Genomic DNA, 19,912 nt, shown 5'->3' with positions numbered 1-19,912 from the left:
ATGTTTGTGCGGTTATTTTACACCTTACGTAAATACGGTGTTCCAGTTACTACACGTGAGCTCATTGACTTAAACCGTGCAGTAAGTGAAGGTTTAGTTTTTGCCGATCAGGAAGAGTTCTATCAGCTTGCTAAAACCATTTTAGTTAAAGATGAACGCTTTTTTGATAAGTTTGACCGTGCCATAAAAGATTACTTTGATGGCATAGAAACCTTTGATATCGATGAATTACTCAAGCAAGTCCATAAATTACCAAAAGACTGGTTCGATTTAGAACTTCTCGAAAAGCATTTAACACCAGAGCAAAGAGCTGAACTTCAAAAAGCAGGCTCTTTAGAAGAACTGATGAAAATGCTAGAGGAACGCTTACGCGAACAGCATAAAAAACACCAAGGTGGTAACCGTATGGTTGGCACAGGTGGAACATCACCTTTTGGCGCTTTTGGTGACCATCCAGAAGGCGTCAGAATTGGTGGGCCGGGGCGTAAACGTTCGGCGGTTAAAGTCTGGGAACAGCGTAAATACCAAAACCTAGATGACGACCAAGTCCTTGGAACTCGTCAGATGCAAATTGCGTTACGACGTTTACGCAAATTTGCCCGTCAAGGGGCTGCTGAAGAGCTAGATGTTGACGGAACAATTCGGGAAACAGCCAAGCAAGGTATCTTGGATGTTCAAATGGTTCCAGAGCGCCGTAATCGAATCAAAGTATTGATGTTGTTTGATGTGGGCGGCTCAATGGATGCTCATATTGCCCAATGTGAAAAGTTATTCAGCGCAGCTAAAACAGAATTTAAAACACTTGAATACTTTTATTTCCATAATTGTCTCTATGACTATGTCTGGAAAGATAACTACCGCAGAACAGCAACCCGCATGAATACATGGGATTTGTTTCATACTTACGGACGCGACTATCGGGTAATTGTAGTCGGTGATGCCAGTATGGCACCGTATGAGCTGAAATCAGTAGGTGGCTCGGTTGAATATATGAATGATGAAACAGGTGAAGTTTGGTTACGTCGCCTACGTCAGCATTTTGATAAAACAGCGTGGTTAAACCCTGAAACAGAAGGGTATTGGCATTACACTCAAACAATTGGTTGGATTAAAGAGATTTTTGAAAACCATATGTATCCAATGACCCTAAAAGGCATTGAGGATTTAACGCGTTACCTTTCTCGATAAACTTGATAACTTTAATAATTTAAAAAGAGGGATGATATGCAACATCAAATTAACGGTATTGCTTTGCCGAATGAACAAGGATTTTTTGGTGAATATGGAGGGCAATTTATTCCTCCACATTTAAAAGAAGCAATGGATGAAATTAATGTTGCTTATGAAGAAATTCGCCATACAGCTGAATTTCAAAATGAACTATCAGACCTCTTTACGAATTATGTAGGCCGTCCAAGTCCCTTATTTCATGCAAAGCGTCTATCTGAACAGTTAGGCGGCGCACAAATTTATTTAAAGCGTGAAGACTTAAATCATACGGGTGCCCACAAAATTAATCACTGCTTAGGTGAAGCTTTACTTGCTAAATATATGGGCAAAAAGAAAGTCATTGCTGAAACTGGAGCAGGTCAACATGGAGTTGCTTTGGCAACAGCGTGTGCTTTAGTGGGTATTCCGTGTGAAATTCACATGGGCCAAGTTGATATTGAAAAGGAACATCCAAATGTTGTCAAAATGAAAATTTTGGGTGCACATTTGGTAGCAGTTACACGTGGTACAGCAACCTTAAAAGATGCGGTAGATAGCGCATTTGAAGAATATTTAAAAGACCCTAAAAACTTTATTTATGCCATTGGTTCTGTGGTTGGACCACATCCATTTCCTAAAATGGTTCGAGATTTTCAATCTATTATTGGTAATGAAATTAAAGATCAAACGCACCATCGCTTTGGTAAAAATCCAGATTATGTGGTGGCATGTGTTGGTGGCGGTTCAAATGCTATCGGTGCGTTTACTGCGTTTTTAAATGACTCAGACGTAAAACTTGTTGGGGTTGAACCAGCTGGACATGGGGTAGACACCAATATGCACTCGGCAACCTTAACTTTAGGTAAACCAAGCCAAATTCATGGTATGGCGTGTTATGTGCTTGAAAATGAGGCTGGTGAACCTTTACCAGTGCATTCTATTGCTTCAGGACTAGACTATCCGGGTGTTGGGCCACAACATAGTTTCTTAAAAGATTTAGGTCGTGTTGAATATAGCACTGCAACCGACCAAGAATGTTTAGATGCTTTTATGACACTTTCTCGTGTAGAAGGAATTGTTCCAGCGCTTGAAAGCTCACACGCTGTTGCATGGGCAATTCGTGAAGCGCCAAAGCTGCCGAAAGAAACCATGATTGTGGTGAATCTTTCTGGACGAGGAGATAAAGACTCCGATTATGTTGCAGAAAAGCTTAAGCTTTAAGCCAACTAGAGTTCATAAGCGGTCAGTATTTAAAGGCCGCTTTTTTGTTTCAGAGACTACATATTGCGCTACTTATAAAGTTCATTATTTCTTAATTAAAACAAAGTATTCTAATTTAAAGCCGTGATTTCTATAGATTGAGATGTAAAACACTGGTTCACAAGGCAAAGCGTTGCGTTGCTTTGTCTCACTCAGTAGAATAGTCACTTTGCAAAATTTGCCTTTGGAGACGCCTAAGTGGAGCGACCGACGATTAGCCCTGAACATTTACAGGAAGCTGCTGAAAATTTATCAACAATTCGAGACTTTATTCGTTTTGGGGTATCAGCATTACGTCAACATGATGCACATTTAGGACAAGGTACTGAAGATTATTTTGCAGAAAGCTCTGCATTAGTTTTACAAACCTTATCTCTTGAATGGTCAGCAGATGCAGAAATTCTAGATGCTAAACTTTTACCAAGTGAAAAAGCAGAATTCTTAAGCTTGCTGGAGCGTCGTATTAATGACCGTATTCCAACTTCTTATTTATTAAATTTAGCTTACTTCTTCAATAAGCCATTTTATGTTGATGAACGCGTACTTATTCCTCGTTCACCAATTGCAGAGTTAATTGAGCAACGTTTTGCACCATATTGCTTAGATGAAAATGGTCAAATGCGTGAAGCGCTCAACAACTTACCAGAAAATACCAAACCTAAAACTCCGCAACGTATTTTAGACATGTGTACAGGTTCTGGTTGTATTGCTGTGGCTTTAGCTTATGCTTATCCAGATGCTGAAGTGGATGCAACAGATATTTCTAAAGAAGCTTTAGAAGTAGCCTCAATTAATGTTGAACACCACAATAAGCAATATCAAGTTGCGTTACTTGAATCTGATTTATTCGCCAAGATTCCAGCTGAAAATCAGTACGATTTAATTGTAAGTAACCCGCCATATGTTGATGCCGAAGATATGGCTGACCTACCAGAAGAGTTTTTACATGAGCCTGAACTTGCATTGGCAGCAGGTCAAGATGGTTTAGACTTAGTTCGTAAAATGCTTGCTCAAGCAGCAGATTATTTGACAGAAGATGGTTTAATTGTCATTGAAGTGGGTAACTCTGAATGGGCAATGCGTCAGAACTTTAATACAATTGATTTCAACTGGCTTACTTTCCAAAAAGGCGGTTCAGGTATTTTTGCTTTGACCGCAGAACAATGTCGTCGTTATAGAAAATTATTTGTAGAACAATCTTAAGGAGTTGTACGTATGGCAGGGAACACTATTGGACAACTCTTTCGTGTAACTACATGTGGTGAATCACATGGTGTTGGCTTAATGGCAATTGTTGATGGCGTGCCACCGGGCCTTGCATTGACCGAAGAAGATCTGCAAATAGACTTGGATCGCCGTAAGCCTGGTACATCGAAATTTGCAACTCAACGCAAAGAACCTGATCAGGTTGAAATTATTTCAGGTGTATTTGAAGGGAAAACCACAGGTACTCCAATTGGTTTACTCATTCGTAATACTGACCAAAAATCGAAAGATTATGGAAATATTGCGCAAACCTTTAGACCGGGCCATGCGGATTATACCTATACACAAAAGTATGGTTTCCGTGATTATCGTGGTGGTGGTCGTTCAAGTGCTCGTGAAACTGCTATGCGTGTTGCAGCAGGTGCTATTGCCAAGAAATATTTAGCAGAAAAATTTGGTGTCTTGATTCGTGGTCACGTCACTCAAATTGGTAATGAAGTTACTGAGAAACTAGATTGGAATGAAGTTCCAAATAATCCATTTTTCTGTGGCGATGTAGATGCTGTTTCTCGCTTTGAAGCATTGGTTACTTCTTTACGTGAACAAGGTACAAGCTGTGGCGCTAAGTTAGAAATTTTAGCTGAGAAAGTTCCTGTAGGTTGGGGTGAGCCTGTTTTTGACCGTTTAGATGCTGACATTGCACATGCAATGATGAGTATTAATGCGGTGAAAGGTGTAGAAATTGGTGATGGTTTTGCAGTTGCTGGACAGTTTGGTCATGAAACACGTGACGAATTGACGAGTCATGGCTTCTTAGCAAATCATGCTGGTGGAATTTTGGGTGGTATTTCAAGTGGTCAAACCATTCGTGTAGCGATTGCCCTAAAACCAACAGCAAGTATTACTACTCCAGGCAAAACGATTAATTTAAATCGTGAAGATACTGATGTATTAACTAAAGGCCGTCATGATCCGTGCGTCGGCGTTCGAGCAACTCCAATTGCGGAAGCAATGCTGGCTATTGTTTTAATGGATCATTTCCTACGCCATCGTGCTCAAAATGCAGATGTTGTTCCTCCATTTGCTCCGATTGAACCTTAGCCATAGCTCTGATTGAATTAAGAAAAGCCACATAATTTAAAGTATGTGGCTTTTTATTTATTGATAGCAATTTTTTTAATTATATAGACTTATAAATAACTAAGTTAAGTCTACAATTTGTTCTTCATTTACAGCAATTTGATATTGATTACGACCATTTGTTTTTGCTTGATAGAGTGCATGATCAGCACGGCTAACAAAAGCAGAAATTGAATCATTTAAACGCGGAACAGTCGTTGCGACACCCACACTAATGGTTACATACGGTGAAACACTGCTACATGGATGAACAATTGCAATTTTTTTAATTGCGTTCATTAATCTTTCAACTTGAATTTGAGCCTGTTGTGGGTTTGTCATAGGGAAAAGAAGTAAAAACTCTTCACCACCATAACGAGCAACCAAATCTCCACTACGAGCGGCAATAGATGAAATTGAAGTAGCAATATCTCTTAAGCACTGATCACCCTTAAGATGGCCCAAGGTGTCGTTATATGACTTAAAGAAGTCGATATCAACCATCATAATAGTCAGTGGTGTTTCATGGCGTAGTGCACGTCGCCATTCATTATCTAGTGTTTCATCAAGATAACGTCGGTTAGCAAGCCCAGTTAAAGCATCTTGTTGTGAAAGTAAAGATAGCTGTTGCGCTTGTTGCATAAGTTCAATACGGTTGAGCTCAATCATACAGTTTTGTAAATAGTTTTCTCGGTGTTGACGGTCTGTTGCGTAAGCAAGGGTCATCCCTAAGAAACTACTAAACGTATATGTACGGTTTAAAAAGGTCCAATCAATGTCACCTTTTACATAAGTACTGACTAAAATACCAACAAAACCACCAACCCATCCGGCAATAATGGCAGTATAAAAGCGCATACCTACAGCACCGTAGATAATCACAATTGCATACATCATCGCTGCATGAAAAAGAACATTATCTTGGCCATTTTCTAAAACGTTAATTAAAATAAAGGTGATAGCAACGGCGGAAGCAGAGCCAATTCCGACATAATAATCAAACCACTGATTTAATTTTTTAATAAATGATAAAATCCATGCAATTAAAACTATTATACCCACCCAAGAATAATAGTTTAACCAGGATAAAACTTGTTCAGTCGGTAAAACTTGGTATATACCAAAGCTTAAAAATAAATATAATATTAAAATAATAGGTGCTCTATAGCGAAACTCATAGGCCGCACCTTCTTGATATTGAAAACGATAAATCGTTTCAAGTTGCTTTGGAAACCTGAGGAAATTTAATCCGCGTGTGGTTAATAAATCTATTTGTTCCTGTCCCAATATATTGGAACCTTGCAACTTCATAATTAATGCTCTCTATATTGGAAGTTGGCATAAAATGAGACTTGGTTTATTAAAGTTCCATCTAAAAGTATTGGTTATATAATGTGTGGATTATTTAAAAATAATAATACAGATTTTTTAAAAAAGTAATGATTTTTATACTCTCTAATTGTGATAAAAATCACGACATTTCAATGATTAGCGTCACAATTATCTAAAGACCCCAAACCTTTGAGAAAAAATGACAAATGGTCGATTAAAGATTGTATCTTTATCATTTTCGGATAGACTTATAGCCGTGAAGTACAGATGATTGCTGTCATATAAATAGGAAAATTAGCAATGACTGCTTTAAATCAATATGGAATGAATTTAGAAATTACAGCGCATAATGAATGGTCTCAGCGATTTTGGGATGATCTTTTACCAGTTAAGGAGCGAGTCAGTAAACATCCGTTTTTTACTGAAATGGCCAATGGGGGATTGAGCCTAGAGAGTTTCCGTTATGCATTACTTAATTTCTATCCATTAGTAGCGCACTTTCCATCATATATGGCTGGTGCATTAGCTAAAGCGACTGCTTTTGCTGAACCAGGTGTAACGGAAGCACGAGACTGGTTAATTCAAAATATTAAAGTCGAAGAACGCCATTTGCGGTGGTATCGTGATTGGGCTAAAGGTTTTGGATTAACTATAGAACAGCTTGATAGCGTACGACCACCAGCTGCAATGAATGCGGTGAACCATTTTCTATGGAATATGAGTCATCGTGGTAATTTAGCTGAATGTTTAGCTGCCACCAACTTAGCAATTGAATGGGCGACAGGTGACTGGTCTATTCAAGTCTATAAAGGTATTCATGCTTATACAGATCACCCTGAAGTCACGATTGATAAGCGCTCTTTAGCTTGGTTGCGTGCCCATGCGCATTATGATGATTTACATCCTTATGAAGCCATGGAGTTGATTAAACGTTTGTCGAATGACCGACCCGATTGGCAGCAAAAAGCATTTCATGCTGCTGAAGAAGGATTGCGTTATTACGAGCTGGCTTTAGATGATTGCTATAGGATACAGCTTAAAGCTTCTGCTTAAGCTGATCTTGAAAAGGGAGAATATTTATACAATATTCTCCCTTTTATTTTATTCAAGCAATTTTAAAAGCTTTACTCTATAAGGTGTATCTTCAGGTAATAATTCAAGTAAGCGTTCAACAGCATCAACTCGATCAGGCACACGACTGACTACACGTAATAGTTGATCTATATCATCAATTTGATAAATCACATGGCTCAATCGAGCATCAAAACAATCTCTCCAAGCACATAAGAATGGGCTTTCTGATTTGGCTAAAAAGCTACCTCTGTAGAGTGTTAAGGTGGTTGCAGTAAACCCTAGGTTTAACGCCTGCTCAGCCATAAGAAAGTCACATTGAATTTCACAGTTGAGCCTATATGGCCGTGACTCGATAACATCTGGAATTAAGTTCCGAAGTTGAGAGAGTTCAGATTTTAGAGTGGTTGTACTCACTGGGCGGTCGCCATATAAAGCGTAGTGCAGTTCTTCTAAGTTTATACCTTCTGGACACAAGGCAAGAATACATAATATTTCGATTTGGCGCTGCGTGAGTGTTAAGCCATGTTGATTGTATTGAACTTTAGGTGTGCCTAGAGCCTTAATATATAAAATGTTTTTTTGATGAAGTTGAATGGCTTGTTTTACAATATCTGCACATCGTTCAACTGCTAAAATTCCAAGTGAATTATGCTTTTGATACTTAGTTGATAAGTTCATAATGCCATAAAACTGGCCTGTGTTTGCATCGGTGATTGGGGCTGCATAACAGACCCAGTCTCTAACGCTGTTCATCTGGTTTTCATGTGAGTAAACACAGCTTGCTGAATGTGTATTGAGTGCAAGACCAATTGCATTTTGACCAACCGCTTGAGTAGACCATTGCCCACCTTCAACAAAGTGGACTTGTTCAGCAGATGAACGCATAGGTGTACTACTCCATGTCCAGAGTAAAGTACCGTGAGGATCTGTCACGCCAATTGCCATATCCGCATCTTCAGCAATATGCATCAAATTTCTATGGCACTCTTGGATTGAACGACCAAATAAGGAATGTTGCCATTCCTGATCAAGATCAAATAAAGGGGCTGCATCTAAATCGAGTGACGGCTTTTTCACTGAATAGGCTGTTTCAGAGGTCATTTCCGTTCTAAAGAAAGACGGAAGGTTATCTGTAGAAGGAAATAATAGTTGTTTTGACATATCCATATCGAAATTCCTTTATCGTTGAAATGGCGTATCCTTAGCCGCTCAACAGGTTTAACTTTATTATTGTGACAATTTCCTCTTATTTCATTTACCTTAAATAGTTTTAATGGGTTTGACCATTAGCCAATTGGATAAGTTTTGTTATTTCATCTTTTCTTAAGACAAAACATCTTCTCTTGAAAATGGCTTCGGTGCAGGTTCACCAAAGTATTGCCGATCGGCAAAATAGCTAGAGCGTACCATTGGTGCACTCCAAATATTTTTAAAGCCTAAACGCTTTCCATGCTGAGTGTATCTTTCAAATTCTTTTAAATGGACAAAACGATGAATAGGGGCATGTGACTTTGATGGCTGTAGATATTGCCCAATAGTGATTAAATCTACATCGTGATCTTTTAAATCATTGAGTAGAGCAAGCACCTCAGCCTCAATTTCTCCTAATCCAACCATCAGACCACATTTGGTTTTAATATCTGGACAGTATTTCTTAAAACGTTTTAATAAATTTAACGAATGCTGATAGTCCGAACCAGGGCGCATCGCTTTATACAAACGTGGCACTGTCTCGATATTATGATTAAAAACATCGGGTGGCGATAAACTTAATGTCGAAAGTGCAGTTTCTAAACGACCACGAAAGTCAGGGACTAAAATCTCAATCAGCGTTTCTGGACAACGGTTTCTGATTTCTTCAATGCATTTTACAAAATGTGCTGCGCCACCATCGTGTAGATCATCGCGGTCTACAGAGGTAATCACGACATATTTTAAGTTTAGGTTGGCGACTGTTTCTGCCAGATGCTTAGGTTCATTTTCATCTAAAGGCATTGGACGACCATGAGCTACATCGCAGAAAGGGCATCGTCTTGTACAAATATCTCCCATAATCATAAATGTTGCCGTACCGCCACCAAAACACTCAGGTAAATTTGGGCATGCGGCTTCTTCGCAAACACTATGTAGTTTTTGTTGACGTAATAAATTTTTGATACGTTGAATTTCTTCGAAATCCGTTATTTTTGCTCGAATCCATTCTGGTTTTTTAGGTAATTCTTCGGTAGGTAAAATCTTAATCGGAATACGAGAAACTTTATCTATTCCTCTTAATTTAATACCTGTCTCTATTTGCCTTTTTAAGTTCATATATAAAATTCCATTTTATATTAAATTCATTTGAAATTAGGTTGTGTATAATAGAATCTTAATTTATAAAAATAATAAAAAATGAATTTATTAATACACACAGTGCACAGCAAATATTATAAATTAACAAAGGTTGGTTAAAGGTTTGTTTTATAAGTTGATGAAATGAATTAAAATTTTTTGATTTTATTTTTGAATTGTAAGTTTGTGAAAAATAAAAATTAATAGTTAAAAATCTTATTTTAAAATTTTTAGTCTAATAGCATATTAAATTAAATTGAGCTTTATTATTTATAGCGAAATATATAACTCTCGCTGAAACTTGGTTGATTTTCAATAATCAAGATAATAAAGGAAAAGGATATGCAATTAACGGAAGAGCAATTACTCGCAGCATACAAACGCATGCGTGATATTCGTGAATTTGAGGATAGACTTCACGAAGAAAATACCAATGGTGATATTCCCGGTTTTATTCATTTATATAGCGGAGAAGAAGCTGTTGCAGTTGGGATTTGCGAAAACTTAACCGACAAAGACTATATCACTTCAACACACCGTGGACATGGACACTGTATTGCAAAAGGCTGTGACATTCACGCCATGATGCTGGAAATTTTTGGTAAAGATGACGGACTCTGCCGTGGAAAAGGCGGTTCTATGCATATTGCCGATTTAGATAAAGGTATGCTCGGTGCCAACGGGATTGTGGGTGGTGGACCTCCTTTAGCAATTGGTGCAGCTTTGACAGCAAAAACCTTAAAGACTGGTGGCGTCGGACTGTCTTTTACAGGTGATGGTGGCTCAAACCAAGGCCTTACTTTTGAAGCGATGAACATGGCTGTTGTTCTTAAACTTCCAGTGATTTTCGTTTTTGAAAATAACGGTTTTGGCGAGGGGACTGGTCATGATTACGCTGTAGGAAGTAAGGACATAGCTGGTCGTGCAGCAGGTTTTGGTTTACCTGCGGTTAAAGTTGATGGTAGCGATTTCTTTGCCGTCTACGAAGCCGCTCAAACTGCCATTGAACGTGCACGCCGTGGTGAAGGTCCGAGTGTGATTGAAACCATTACAAACCGTTTTTATGGCCATTTCGAAGGTGACCCTGGCTTGATTCGTTCTAAGGAAGAAGTCGAGTTTATTAAAGAAAACAAAGATCCTTTGAAAATTTTCCGCGAAAAAGTCAAAGGCAAAATTGATGAAGCCAAACTAGACGAGATTGATGCATCTTCTAAGGCAAATGTTGATGATGCCGTTGCAAAAGCCCGTGCTGCGGCATACCCAAAACCAGAACAACTCCTTACTGACGTCTATGTCTCTTACTAAAGGAATAGTAAAGATGCCAAATAAAAGTTTTCGTAATGCAATTAAAGAAGCCATTGAATCAGAAATGCGCCGTGATCCAACCGTATTTGTTGTTGGTGAAGATGTTCGCGGTGGGCACGGCGGTAAAAACACTGAAGAAAACCAGTTAGAAGGTTTCGGTGGTGTACTCGGCGTAACCAAAGGTTTATGGACAGAATTTGGTTCTGAACGTGTTATTGATACGCCAATTACCGAGTCTGCAATTATTGGTATGGCCGCTGGTGCTGCTGCAACAGGTTTACGTCCCGTTGCTGACTTAATGTTTATGGATTTCTATGGCGTGTGCCATGACATGCTCTATAACCAAGCCGCTAAATTCCGTTATATGTTCGGTGGAAAAGCAAAAGCGCCAATGGTTGTACGTGGCATGATTGGCGCAGGTTTTTCTGCGGCAGCCCAGCATTCGCAGTCACCATATAACGTATTTGCAGCGGTTCCGGGCTTAAAAGTTGTGGTTCCATCTAGCCCATATGATGTGAAAGGGCTATTAATTCAGGCTATTCGTGATGATGACCCTGTGGTGTTCTGTGAACATAAAATGCTTTACGACATTAAAGGTGAAGTTCCAGATGATGTCTATACCATTCCTTTTGGTGTAGCAAATTACACCCGCGAAGGGACAGACGTGACCATTATTGCTTTAGGTCTGATGGTACACCGTGCCAATGAAGTAGCGGACAAACTGGCAAAAGATGGTATTTCGGTTGAAGTGGTAGACCCTCGCACAATTTCACCTCTGGATGAAGAAGGAATTTTAGAGTCTGTTGCATCAACTGGACGCGTGGTCATTGTGGATGAATCAGCAGCACGCTGTGGTTTTGGTCATGATGTGGCTGCACTGATTGCTCAAAAAGGTTTCCACTATTTGAAAGCACCTGTTGAACTCGTAACGCCACCACATACGCCTGTTCCATTCTCTCCAGTTTTAGAAAAAGAATGGATTCCAAGTGTAGAGCGTATTGAGCAAGCTGTGCGAAAAACATTGGAGGCTTAGGATGAGCGAAATTAAAACGCTGGAGATCCCAAAATGGGGATTATCCATGGAAGAAGGCACGATCGCCCAATGGTTGATTAAAGAAGGCGATAGCTTTAATAAAGGCGATGAAATTTGTGAAATTGAAACCACAAAAATCGTCAATGTATTAGAAGCGCCTTTTGCTGGAACGCTCCGTAAAATTTTAGCGAAAGATGGTGATACTTTACCTGTTGGTGGGCTTATTGCGGTATGTGCTGAAAGTGAAATTTCTGATGCAGAAGTTGAAAAGTTTATTGCATCACTAGGTGGTTCAGCACCTAAAGCCCCGGAAGCACCTTCGGAGCAAAGTAAGGCGGAAACATCTGCACCTGTTGTTGAAAAAACAGAACAACCACAGTCTGTAGCTGCAAGTGCTTCAGCTCCAGTAAAGGCTGCTAAAGGTGACTACGCTGTACCAGAGCCATTACAAGGCTATCAAACATCTGATGATTTGTTTGCAACACCACATGCGTTAAAGCTTGCAGAAAAGCACAATGTAAACTTGGCAAAAGTCACAGGTTCTGGTCGTGAAGGACGTATTAGTGTTCAAGACATCCAGAAAGCTGTACAAGCTGCTGGTGGTCAGTGGCCTGATGTTAAGCAGCAAACTCAAGCTAAAGTAGTTAAATCTAAGGCCGATGATAGCCAAGTTTTAGCAACGCCTGTAGCACGCCGTTTAGCAAAACAGTGGGGCATTAACCTAAATGATTGCCGTGTTTCAGGTACTCGTGGTCGGGTCTGTAAAGAAGATGTTGAAGCGGTTTACTATCGTAATAACCCTGCATCGGTAAATGAACAATCTACTCAATGTGCTGTTCAACAACAATTGACCGTTACTACTGTAGCGATGAATGGGATGCGTAAAGCTATTGCTTCACGGCTACAGGCTGCAAAACGTAATGCACCACATTTTCGCTTAGTGGTCGATCTAAACGTAGAAGCTTTGCAAAATTTACGTAAGCAGATTAATGAGACTGTTCCACAAGTGAAACTTTCTATTAATGACATGCTCATTAAGGCGGCGGCAGCGGCGCTGATTAAAGTACCTGAGGTGAACGTTCAATTTGATGAGGCGACTCAATCAATTTTACAGTTCTCTCAAGCGGATATTTCGGTGGCCGTAGCGATTCCAAACGGTTTAATTACACCGATTGTAAAAGCAGCAAATCAGAAGTCGTTAGCACAGATTTCCGAGGACATGCGTGATTTAGCAACCCGTGCTAAGACTGGCAAGTTACAACCTGATGAGTTTCAGGGCGGCAGCTTTAGCATTTCAAATTTAGGAATGTTAGGCATTAAACAGTTCGATGCGATTATTAACCCACCGCAAGGTGCAATTATGGCATTAGGTGCTTCTGAATCACGTGCTGTTGTTGAAAATGGTAATGTAGTGGTTCGTGAGATTGTCACAGCGACGTTGTCATGCGATCACCGAGTCATTGATGGCGCAGTTGGGGCGAAATTCTTGGCCAGCTTTAAACAGTTTGTTGAAAACCCTGCTTTAATTTTGGTATAGGAGAACCCGCATGTCAGAAGCTCAATTTGATTTAATTGTGATTGGCGCGGGACCGGGTGGGTATGTGGCTGCAATTCGTGCAGCCCAGCTCGGGTTAAAAACCGCAATTGTAGAAGAGCGACATTTAGGCGGAATTTGTCTAAATTGGGGCTGTATTCCAACCAAAGCTTTGCTTGCAGGGGCAGAGCTCGCAACCCAGTTTAAACATGCCGGACAGTTTGGTTTTCAGGTATCCCAACTCGATTTTGATATCCAAAAGCTTGTGCAACATAGCCGACAAGTATCAGCTCAATTAGTACAAGGCATCGATTACTTGTTGAAAAAGAATCAGGTCACTGTTTTTAGTGGTCGCGCTCAACTTACAGTGAAAGAAAAAATTGAAGTGACCGATGCTCAAGGGAACAGTCAAGCCTTAAGTGCACCGCATATTATTTTGGCAACTGGAGCTAAAGCTCGACATGTTCCTCAACTTCCTGTCGATGGAACATATGTCTGGAGCTATAAAGAAGCACTGGTTCCAGAGCAGTTACCAAAAAGCTTATTGGTTGTTGGCTCAGGTGCAATTGGTAGTGAGTTTGCTAGCCTTTATCAAGACTTGGGATGTCAGGTCACGCTTATTGATTTAGCCAAGCAAATTTTACCGACTGAAGATGCGGAAGTAGCTCAATTTGTCAGAAAGCAATTTGAACAAAAAGGAATGAAGGTCTTAACCGATGCTGTTGTTCAAAGTATTCAAATTGAAAATGGTCAAGTTCACTGTGTGGTTGAAACGGCAAATGACATTCAAACGCTTATTTTTGACCGTGTGCTTTCGGCAATTGGTGTACAGCCTAATACCACGGGGCTAGGAATAGAACGTTTAGGTGTAGAACTAAATCCACAAGGTTTTGTGGCAATTGATGAATATTGTAAAACCAATGTAGCAGGGCTTTATGCCATTGGGGATGTTGCTGGAGCACCGTGTCTTGCCCATAAAGCAAGCCATGAAGCCATGATATGTGTCGAGAAAATTGCTGATGTGGCAAACGTACATTCACTCGATCGTAGTCAGATACCGGGTTGTATTTTTACACATCCACAAGTGGCGAGTATTGGTTTAACTGAAAACGTAGCAAAAGCTCAGAATCTACCTATACGAATCGGAAAGTTCTCTTTAACTGCAAATGGCAAAGCTTTGGCAATTGGAGATGCGTCAGGTTTTGTGAAAACTATTATTCATGCAGAAACGGGCGAACTGCTTGGTGCACATATGGTAGGCCATGAAGTAACCGAACATATCCAAGGATTTGCTATTGCCAAATACCTAGAAGCAACTGATGAAAGTTTAGCTCAGGTGATTTTTCCGCATCCAACCTTATCAGAAGCCATGCATGAATCCATTCTAGCTTCAATGCAACGAGCGATTCATATGTAGAAATTCTGCATTTACAGGAGTTGAACATGGTTAAGGGATTAAAAAATAAAGTCGTTTTAGTGACGGGGGCAGCTCAAGGCATTGGCCGTGGGATTGCCCTGCGCTTGGCGCAAGAAGGGGCACATATTGCATTAGTGGATATGAAACAAGATCGACTGAACGATGTGCAGCAGGAAATTCAGGCTTTAGGTGTAAATGCGAGCACATTTATTGCTGACGTAAGTGACCGCGAGCAAGTATACGCCGCTATAAATCATGCTGAGCTGGCACTTGGCGGGTTTGATGTCATGATTAATAATGCTGGAATTGCACAGGTTCAGGCGATTGCGGATATCACACCTGATGAATTTCAAAAAATAGTCGATATCAATATTGGTGGCGTACTTTGGGGTATTCAAGCGGCTGCGGCAAAATTTAAGCAACGCCAACATAAAGGTAAAATCATTAATGCTTGCTCAATTGCAGGCCATGATGGTTTTGCTTTACTCGGTATTTACTCGGCAACCAAATTTGCGGTACGAGCACTTACGCAAGCTGCGGCAAAAGAATATGCCAGTCATGGTATTACGGTAAATGGATATTGCCCCGGAATTGTCGGAACAGACATGTGGGTTGAAATTGATAAACGTTTTGCTGAAATTACTGGTGCTACTATAGGTGAAACTTATAAAAAGTATGTAGAAGGCATTGCTTTAGGTAGAGCCCAAACACCAGATGATGTGGCTGCATTAGTTGCTTTTCTGGCAAGTGAAGATTCAGACTATATTACGGGTCAATCCATTTTAACGGACGGTGGAATAGTCTATCGCTAAAACAACATCCTGATTTGAGGGAGATAATAATGAAAGCAGCGCGTTTTTATGACAGAGGCGATATTCGTATTGAAGATATCCCTGAACCAGAAGTCAGTCCCGGCACTGTAGGCATTAAGGTAGCTTGGTGTGGAATATGTGGTACAGATTTGCACGAATTTATGGAAGGGCCAATTTTTATTCCACCATGTGGACATCCACATCCTATTTCAGGTGAATCTGCACCGATTACCATGGGCCATGAGTTTTCAGGTGTTGTCTATGCTGTAGGTGAAGGTGTTGATGACATTGAAATTGGTCAGCATGTGGTGGTAGAGCCTTATATTGTGGCCGATGATGTACCGACTGGACCGGGCGATAATTATCATCTTTCCAAAAATATGAACTTTATTGGTTTAGGTGGTCGTGGTGGTGGTTTATCGGAAAAAATTGCAGTTAAACGCCGTTGGGTACACCCAATTTCCAATAAAATTCCACTGGATCAGGCAGCCTTAATTGAACCGTTATCGGTGGGGCACCATGCTTTCGTGCGTAGTGGTGCAAAGGCTGGTGATATTGCACTGGTGGGCGGTGCTGGGCCAATTGGTTTATTGCTTTCGGCAATTTTAAAAGCGAAAGGTCTTAAAGTCATCATTACTGAGCTCAGTGCAAAACGTAAAGAAAAAGCCAAAGAGTCGGGAGTCGCAGATTATATTTTAGACCCATCTGAAGTTGATGTTGTTTCTGAGGTTATGAAAATTACCAATGGCGATGGTGTCGATGTCGCATTTGAATGTAGTAGCGTTAACAAGGTATTAGATACTTTAGTTGCAGCAGTGAAACCAACTGGTGTGATTGTCATAGTTTCGATTTGGAGCCATCCAGCATCAATTAATGTGCATAGTGTGGTAATGAAAGAGCTTGATGTACGAGGCACAATTGCCTATGTAAATGACCATCAGGAGACGATTAAACTGGTTGAAGAAGGTAAAATAAATCTTGAACCTTTTATTACGCAGCGTATTCGACTGGATGATTTGATTTCACAAGGTTTTGAAACCTTAATTCATAACAATGAGTCGGCAGTTAAGATTATTGTACAACCCTAAATAGAAACTTAAGGCTGTAAAAAAGAGCGAATCATCGCTCTTTTTTATTAAAGTAAATTGTTATTTTTGGCTTCAATAATAGGAGGTAATGGCTGTCCTAAAGAGCTTAGAGACTCACGTTCAATCAAACGCACAATAGAATCGAGCGGTAAATCATTTTCTTGTAACCCAAAAGGTTCTTCAATTTGAGCACTTAAAGCATCTAGCCCTAAAAACATATAAGCGATTAAGCCAACAATAAGCGGTGTCCAAATACCTAAAGCTGCTTCAAGGCTAAATGGTAATATGAAACAGAAACAATAAACAGCGCGATGTAAAAGTACAGAATAAGAGTAGGGTAAAGGTGTACCTGCAATACGGTCACAACCCGCTTGAATATTGCCTAACTCAATAATATGTCGATTTAGCGTACTATAGATAATGTCACTAATTTCGCCGTCCTTTAGTATTTTAACTAAATCTTTTTGAATGTTTTCGAGTACAAACTGAGGCGCATTAATATGTTCATTTAAATAATCAAGTGAAGAGTTATTTAAATACGCATGTTCAAGAAATTTGGTCGGTTCAGCGGTTTGCTGGCGCAGTCGATCACGTAGTAAATTACTAAAAATTAAGACCTGATGAATTAAATGTTCACGTTGTTCATTGGTGAGAACATGGCTGTCTCTAACAATATGTCTGGCATTAGCAATTAATGCACCCCAAAGTTTGCGGCCTTCCCACCAACGGTCATAACAGGCGTTATTTCTAAAACCCGTACAAATGGAAAGAATCACACCAAAGATTGTAAATCCAATTGCGGGTACAGTAGGAATTTGAATCCAATGATAATAAGAAAGCCAAACTACACATGCTGAAATAAATACAACAAAACTCAATGCTGGCAAGACCTTGGGCAGAACTGTTCCTTTCCATGCAAATAAGAGTTTAAAAACGTTGCTTTTATCGCGAACAATCATAGAAAGCCTTTGAATTTAATGGAACTAACCAACTGCAATATGATACGCCTTAGATCTAACAAATACCTAGCTAAAGCTTATGTTTTTGTCTATATCGCCAAAGCGTTGTACGGCTAATGCCAAAAATATTAGCAACCATATTTAGGTTATGGTCATATTTTTCTAAAGCAACTTGCACATTTTCTGGACTAAGCTCGGTATTTGTCTCAGGCAATTTAACGTAATCGTCAGCATTTAAAAGTTCATTTGGTAAATCTTCAACTTCAATCTCATCCTTACCATTTGCCATCGTTAACGCATAAAGTAGGGTGTTTTTAAGCTCACGAACATTTCCTGGCCAGTCATAATTTAAAAGAACTTGCATAGCTTTTTGATTGACATGATGAGGCATGGTGTCGAGTTGAGTTGAGCTTTCTTTTAAAATCTGATCGACAATGAGTGGAATATCGACTTTTCGTTCTCTGAGTGGTGGTATAAAAATTGGAATTACGCGTAAACGGTAGAGTAAATCATGACGGAACCGTCCGGCTTTAGCTTCTTCGCGTAAAGCTTTATGTGTTGCAGTAATAATTCGGACATTTGCTTGAATCGGTTTTTCACCACCTACAGGCGTAAATTCACCTGTTTCTAACACTCGTAATAATTTAGCTTGAAGCTCTAAAGGAATCTCGGCAATTTCATCCAGAAACAGTGTTCCGCCAGCGGCACGTTCAAACACGCCTTTATGGTCACGAATTGCTCCTGTGAAAGCACCTTTAACATGTCCAAACAGCTCACTTTCTAAAATGTTGGCATTAAGAGCAGCACAGTTAATCGCCACAAAAATTTTGTTTTTGCGCTGGCTATAATCGTGAATGGCTTTTGCTACCAATTCTTTACCACTGCCAGATTCACCGCGGACAAGCACTGGAAACTCAGTTATAGCTACTCTTTGAATAATCGAAAACATACGAGCCATTTCTGGTGAGCAGCTATTAAAAACTTTGGCTAAGTCTTTCAATTGCTCTGTTATTTCTAACGGTTCTGTAATGTCATTTTCATTGCTTATCGGCTGTAAAATATGTAGCTTCCCAATAATCCGATGCTCGGCAATATAAATATCATGTTCTTGATAGATAAATCGCTTTCTCATTTTAGGAGTATTGATTTCGAGATATTGATTGTGATGATCTTGAGTAAGCGCTGCCATGCTCTCAACAGAAATGTCATCTGTGTTAAATTTATAGTGAATTGCTTGAGTCGTTGTATCTGCTAAAAACAGACTCGCATTTGGGAATAAAGCCTTAAGTTGCTCAAATAAAATATAAAAATCTTGTTCTGACTCAAAATTTAGCTTTGCCATTTTATATGTTTCACAATCGTTTCATTGAAACATACTTGAGTTTTAATGAAACATCAAGCAAAGTTTATATTTGCATTTAAATTTTGAATTTTCAATTAACTATATGATTTTTTAAGCTTATTATTTAAATAAAAATAATTGGCATTGTATTTGCAAAATATAGGATAGAAATAAATTATCGGGGTATAAATCATGTTCTTTAAGCAATTTTTTGAACAAGAAAGTTCGACTTATACATATATGCTTGGATGTGAAGAAACACGAGAGGCTGTTTTAATTGACCCAGTTGCATCAGATATAGAAATCTATGTAAAAGAATTAGAAAAGCATCAATTTACGCTCATCTATACCTTAGATACACATGTTCATGCAGATCATATTACTGCTGCAAATTTACTGCGTGAACGTGTTCATTGTAAATCGGTTTTACATAGAAACTCAGATGTAAGTTGCGGAGATATTCTAATTACAGATGGTTGTACCCTTAAATTGGGCAACCTTAGTATTGAAGCACGTTATACACCAGGTCATACCAATGCTTGTACGAGTTATCTAGTTGGAAATATGGTTTTCACTGGTGATGCATTATTAATTGATGGTTGCGGTCGAACTGACTTCCAGCAGGGAAATGCAGGCACACTATATGACAGTATTCATAAGCAACTATTTAGCTTGCCTGACGAAACAATTGTTTACCCGGGACACGATTATAAAGGCCGGTTATCTTCAACGATTGGCAATGAACGTTTAAATAACTCACGTTTAGGCCAGAATCGTTCGCGGGAAGATTTTATTAAATTAATGAATAATTTAAATCTCCCATATCCAATGCAGATCGATAAAGCACTTCCTGCTAATCAGGCCTGCGGCTCAATTTCACAATCATAAGGT

Annotated in this window: 17 protein-coding genes; 12 read left to right on the top strand and 5 right to left on the bottom strand. The window is 39.5% G+C overall.

From position 1 onward, the window contains the following. The 4 genes from ACLCEG_RS01815 (at position 1) to aroC (ending at position 4,776) form a co-directional block, all read left to right on the top strand. Positions 1-1,188: a vWA domain-containing protein gene (locus ACLCEG_RS01815; protein ID WP_327741530.1), complete on the top strand. Its 1,188-nt coding sequence runs from the start codon at positions 1-3 to the stop codon at positions 1,186-1,188. Between the two features lie 36 nt (positions 1,189-1,224). Then, entirely contained in the window at positions 1,225-2,430 is a 1,206-nt protein-coding gene (gene trpB / locus ACLCEG_RS01810; protein WP_410565334.1) for a tryptophan synthase subunit beta, read from the top strand. 237 nt (positions 2,431-2,667) lie between these two features. Then, a complete protein-coding gene (prmB, locus tag ACLCEG_RS01805; protein ID WP_216133648.1) occupies positions 2,668-3,672 on the top strand; it encodes a 50S ribosomal protein L3 N(5)-glutamine methyltransferase in 1,005 nt (334 codons plus the stop codon). Positions 3,673-3,684: 12 nt separating this feature from the next. Beyond that, a complete protein-coding gene (gene aroC / locus ACLCEG_RS01800; protein ID WP_004701801.1) occupies positions 3,685-4,776 on the top strand; it encodes a chorismate synthase in 1,092 nt (363 codons plus the stop codon). A 99-nt stretch (positions 4,777-4,875) separates the two neighbouring features. Here the strand turns inward: aroC and ACLCEG_RS01795 are convergent, their stop codons facing one another. Then, entirely contained in the window at positions 4,876-6,105 is a 1,230-nt protein-coding gene (locus tag ACLCEG_RS01795; protein ID WP_410565331.1) for a GGDEF domain-containing protein, read from the bottom strand. 321 nt (positions 6,106-6,426) lie between these two features. Here ACLCEG_RS01795 and ACLCEG_RS01790 point away from each other — a divergent pair, with 321 nt between their 5' ends. Further along, positions 6,427-7,179 (top strand): TenA family transcriptional regulator, encoded by a 753-nt coding sequence (locus ACLCEG_RS01790; protein ID WP_019459076.1) that lies wholly within the window; start codon positions 6,427-6,429, stop codon positions 7,177-7,179. A gap of 48 nt (positions 7,180-7,227) precedes the next feature. Here the strand turns inward: ACLCEG_RS01790 and ACLCEG_RS01785 are convergent, their stop codons facing one another. Both ACLCEG_RS01785 and lipA read right to left on the bottom strand, forming a co-directional pair. Then, a complete protein-coding gene (locus ACLCEG_RS01785; protein WP_410565329.1) occupies positions 7,228-8,367 on the bottom strand; it encodes a transcriptional regulator in 1,140 nt (379 codons plus the stop codon). A 156-nt stretch (positions 8,368-8,523) separates the two neighbouring features. Beyond that, complete coding sequence (gene lipA, locus ACLCEG_RS01780) at positions 8,524-9,510, bottom strand: lipoyl synthase (protein WP_410565326.1); 987 nt, start codon at positions 9,508-9,510, stop codon at positions 8,524-8,526. Positions 9,511-9,873: 363 nt separating this feature from the next. Between lipA and ACLCEG_RS01775 the strand changes: the two genes are divergently transcribed. The 6 genes from ACLCEG_RS01775 to ACLCEG_RS01750 are packed head-to-tail and all read left to right on the top strand — an operon-like array spanning position 9,874 to position 16,720. Beyond that, positions 9,874-10,836 (top strand): thiamine pyrophosphate-dependent dehydrogenase E1 component subunit alpha, encoded by a 963-nt coding sequence (locus tag ACLCEG_RS01775; RefSeq protein ID WP_410565324.1) that lies wholly within the window; start codon positions 9,874-9,876, stop codon positions 10,834-10,836. A 13-nt stretch (positions 10,837-10,849) separates the two neighbouring features. Next, positions 10,850-11,869, top strand: coding sequence for an alpha-ketoacid dehydrogenase subunit beta (locus ACLCEG_RS01770; RefSeq protein WP_104918891.1), 1,020 nt, complete (start codon positions 10,850-10,852; stop codon positions 11,867-11,869). Between the two features lies 1 nt (position 11,870). Beyond that, positions 11,871-13,406, top strand: coding sequence for a 2-oxo acid dehydrogenase subunit E2 (locus tag ACLCEG_RS01765; RefSeq protein WP_410565321.1), 1,536 nt, complete (start codon positions 11,871-11,873; stop codon positions 13,404-13,406). Positions 13,407-13,416: 10 nt separating this feature from the next. Then, a complete protein-coding gene (gene lpdA / locus ACLCEG_RS01760) occupies positions 13,417-14,820 on the top strand; it encodes a dihydrolipoyl dehydrogenase (protein ID WP_410565319.1) in 1,404 nt (467 codons plus the stop codon). 26 nt (positions 14,821-14,846) lie between these two features. After that, positions 14,847-15,632: an acetoin reductase gene (locus tag ACLCEG_RS01755; protein WP_410565317.1), complete on the top strand. Its 786-nt coding sequence runs from the start codon at positions 14,847-14,849 to the stop codon at positions 15,630-15,632. Positions 15,633-15,661: 29 nt separating this feature from the next. Further along, positions 15,662-16,720, top strand: coding sequence for a 2,3-butanediol dehydrogenase (locus ACLCEG_RS01750; protein WP_410565314.1), 1,059 nt, complete (start codon positions 15,662-15,664; stop codon positions 16,718-16,720). Positions 16,721-16,767: 47 nt separating this feature from the next. Here the strand turns inward: ACLCEG_RS01750 and ACLCEG_RS01745 are convergent, their stop codons facing one another. Together ACLCEG_RS01745 and ACLCEG_RS01740 are read right to left on the bottom strand one after the other, a co-directional pair. Continuing rightward, on the bottom strand, positions 16,768-17,679 hold the full coding sequence (locus tag ACLCEG_RS01745; protein ID WP_151683059.1) for a bestrophin family protein: 912 nt from the start codon (positions 17,677-17,679) through the stop codon (positions 16,768-16,770). Positions 17,680-17,749: 70 nt separating this feature from the next. Further along, positions 17,750-19,021 (bottom strand): sigma-54 interaction domain-containing protein, encoded by a 1,272-nt coding sequence (locus ACLCEG_RS01740; RefSeq protein ID WP_410565311.1) that lies wholly within the window; start codon positions 19,019-19,021, stop codon positions 17,750-17,752. A gap of 192 nt (positions 19,022-19,213) precedes the next feature. Between ACLCEG_RS01740 and ACLCEG_RS01735 the strand changes: the two genes are divergently transcribed. Beyond that, positions 19,214-19,909 (top strand): MBL fold metallo-hydrolase, encoded by a 696-nt coding sequence (locus ACLCEG_RS01735; RefSeq protein ID WP_410565308.1) that lies wholly within the window; start codon positions 19,214-19,216, stop codon positions 19,907-19,909. Positions 19,910-19,912 lie beyond the last annotated feature (3 nt).

Source organism: Acinetobacter sp. H1(2024), assembly GCF_046557555.1.
Taxonomy (GTDB): Bacteria; Pseudomonadota; Gammaproteobacteria; order Pseudomonadales; family Moraxellaceae; genus Acinetobacter; species Acinetobacter seifertii.
The sequence above is the reverse complement of the archived record's forward strand: the minus strand, read 5'-3'. Positions and strand labels throughout refer to the sequence as shown.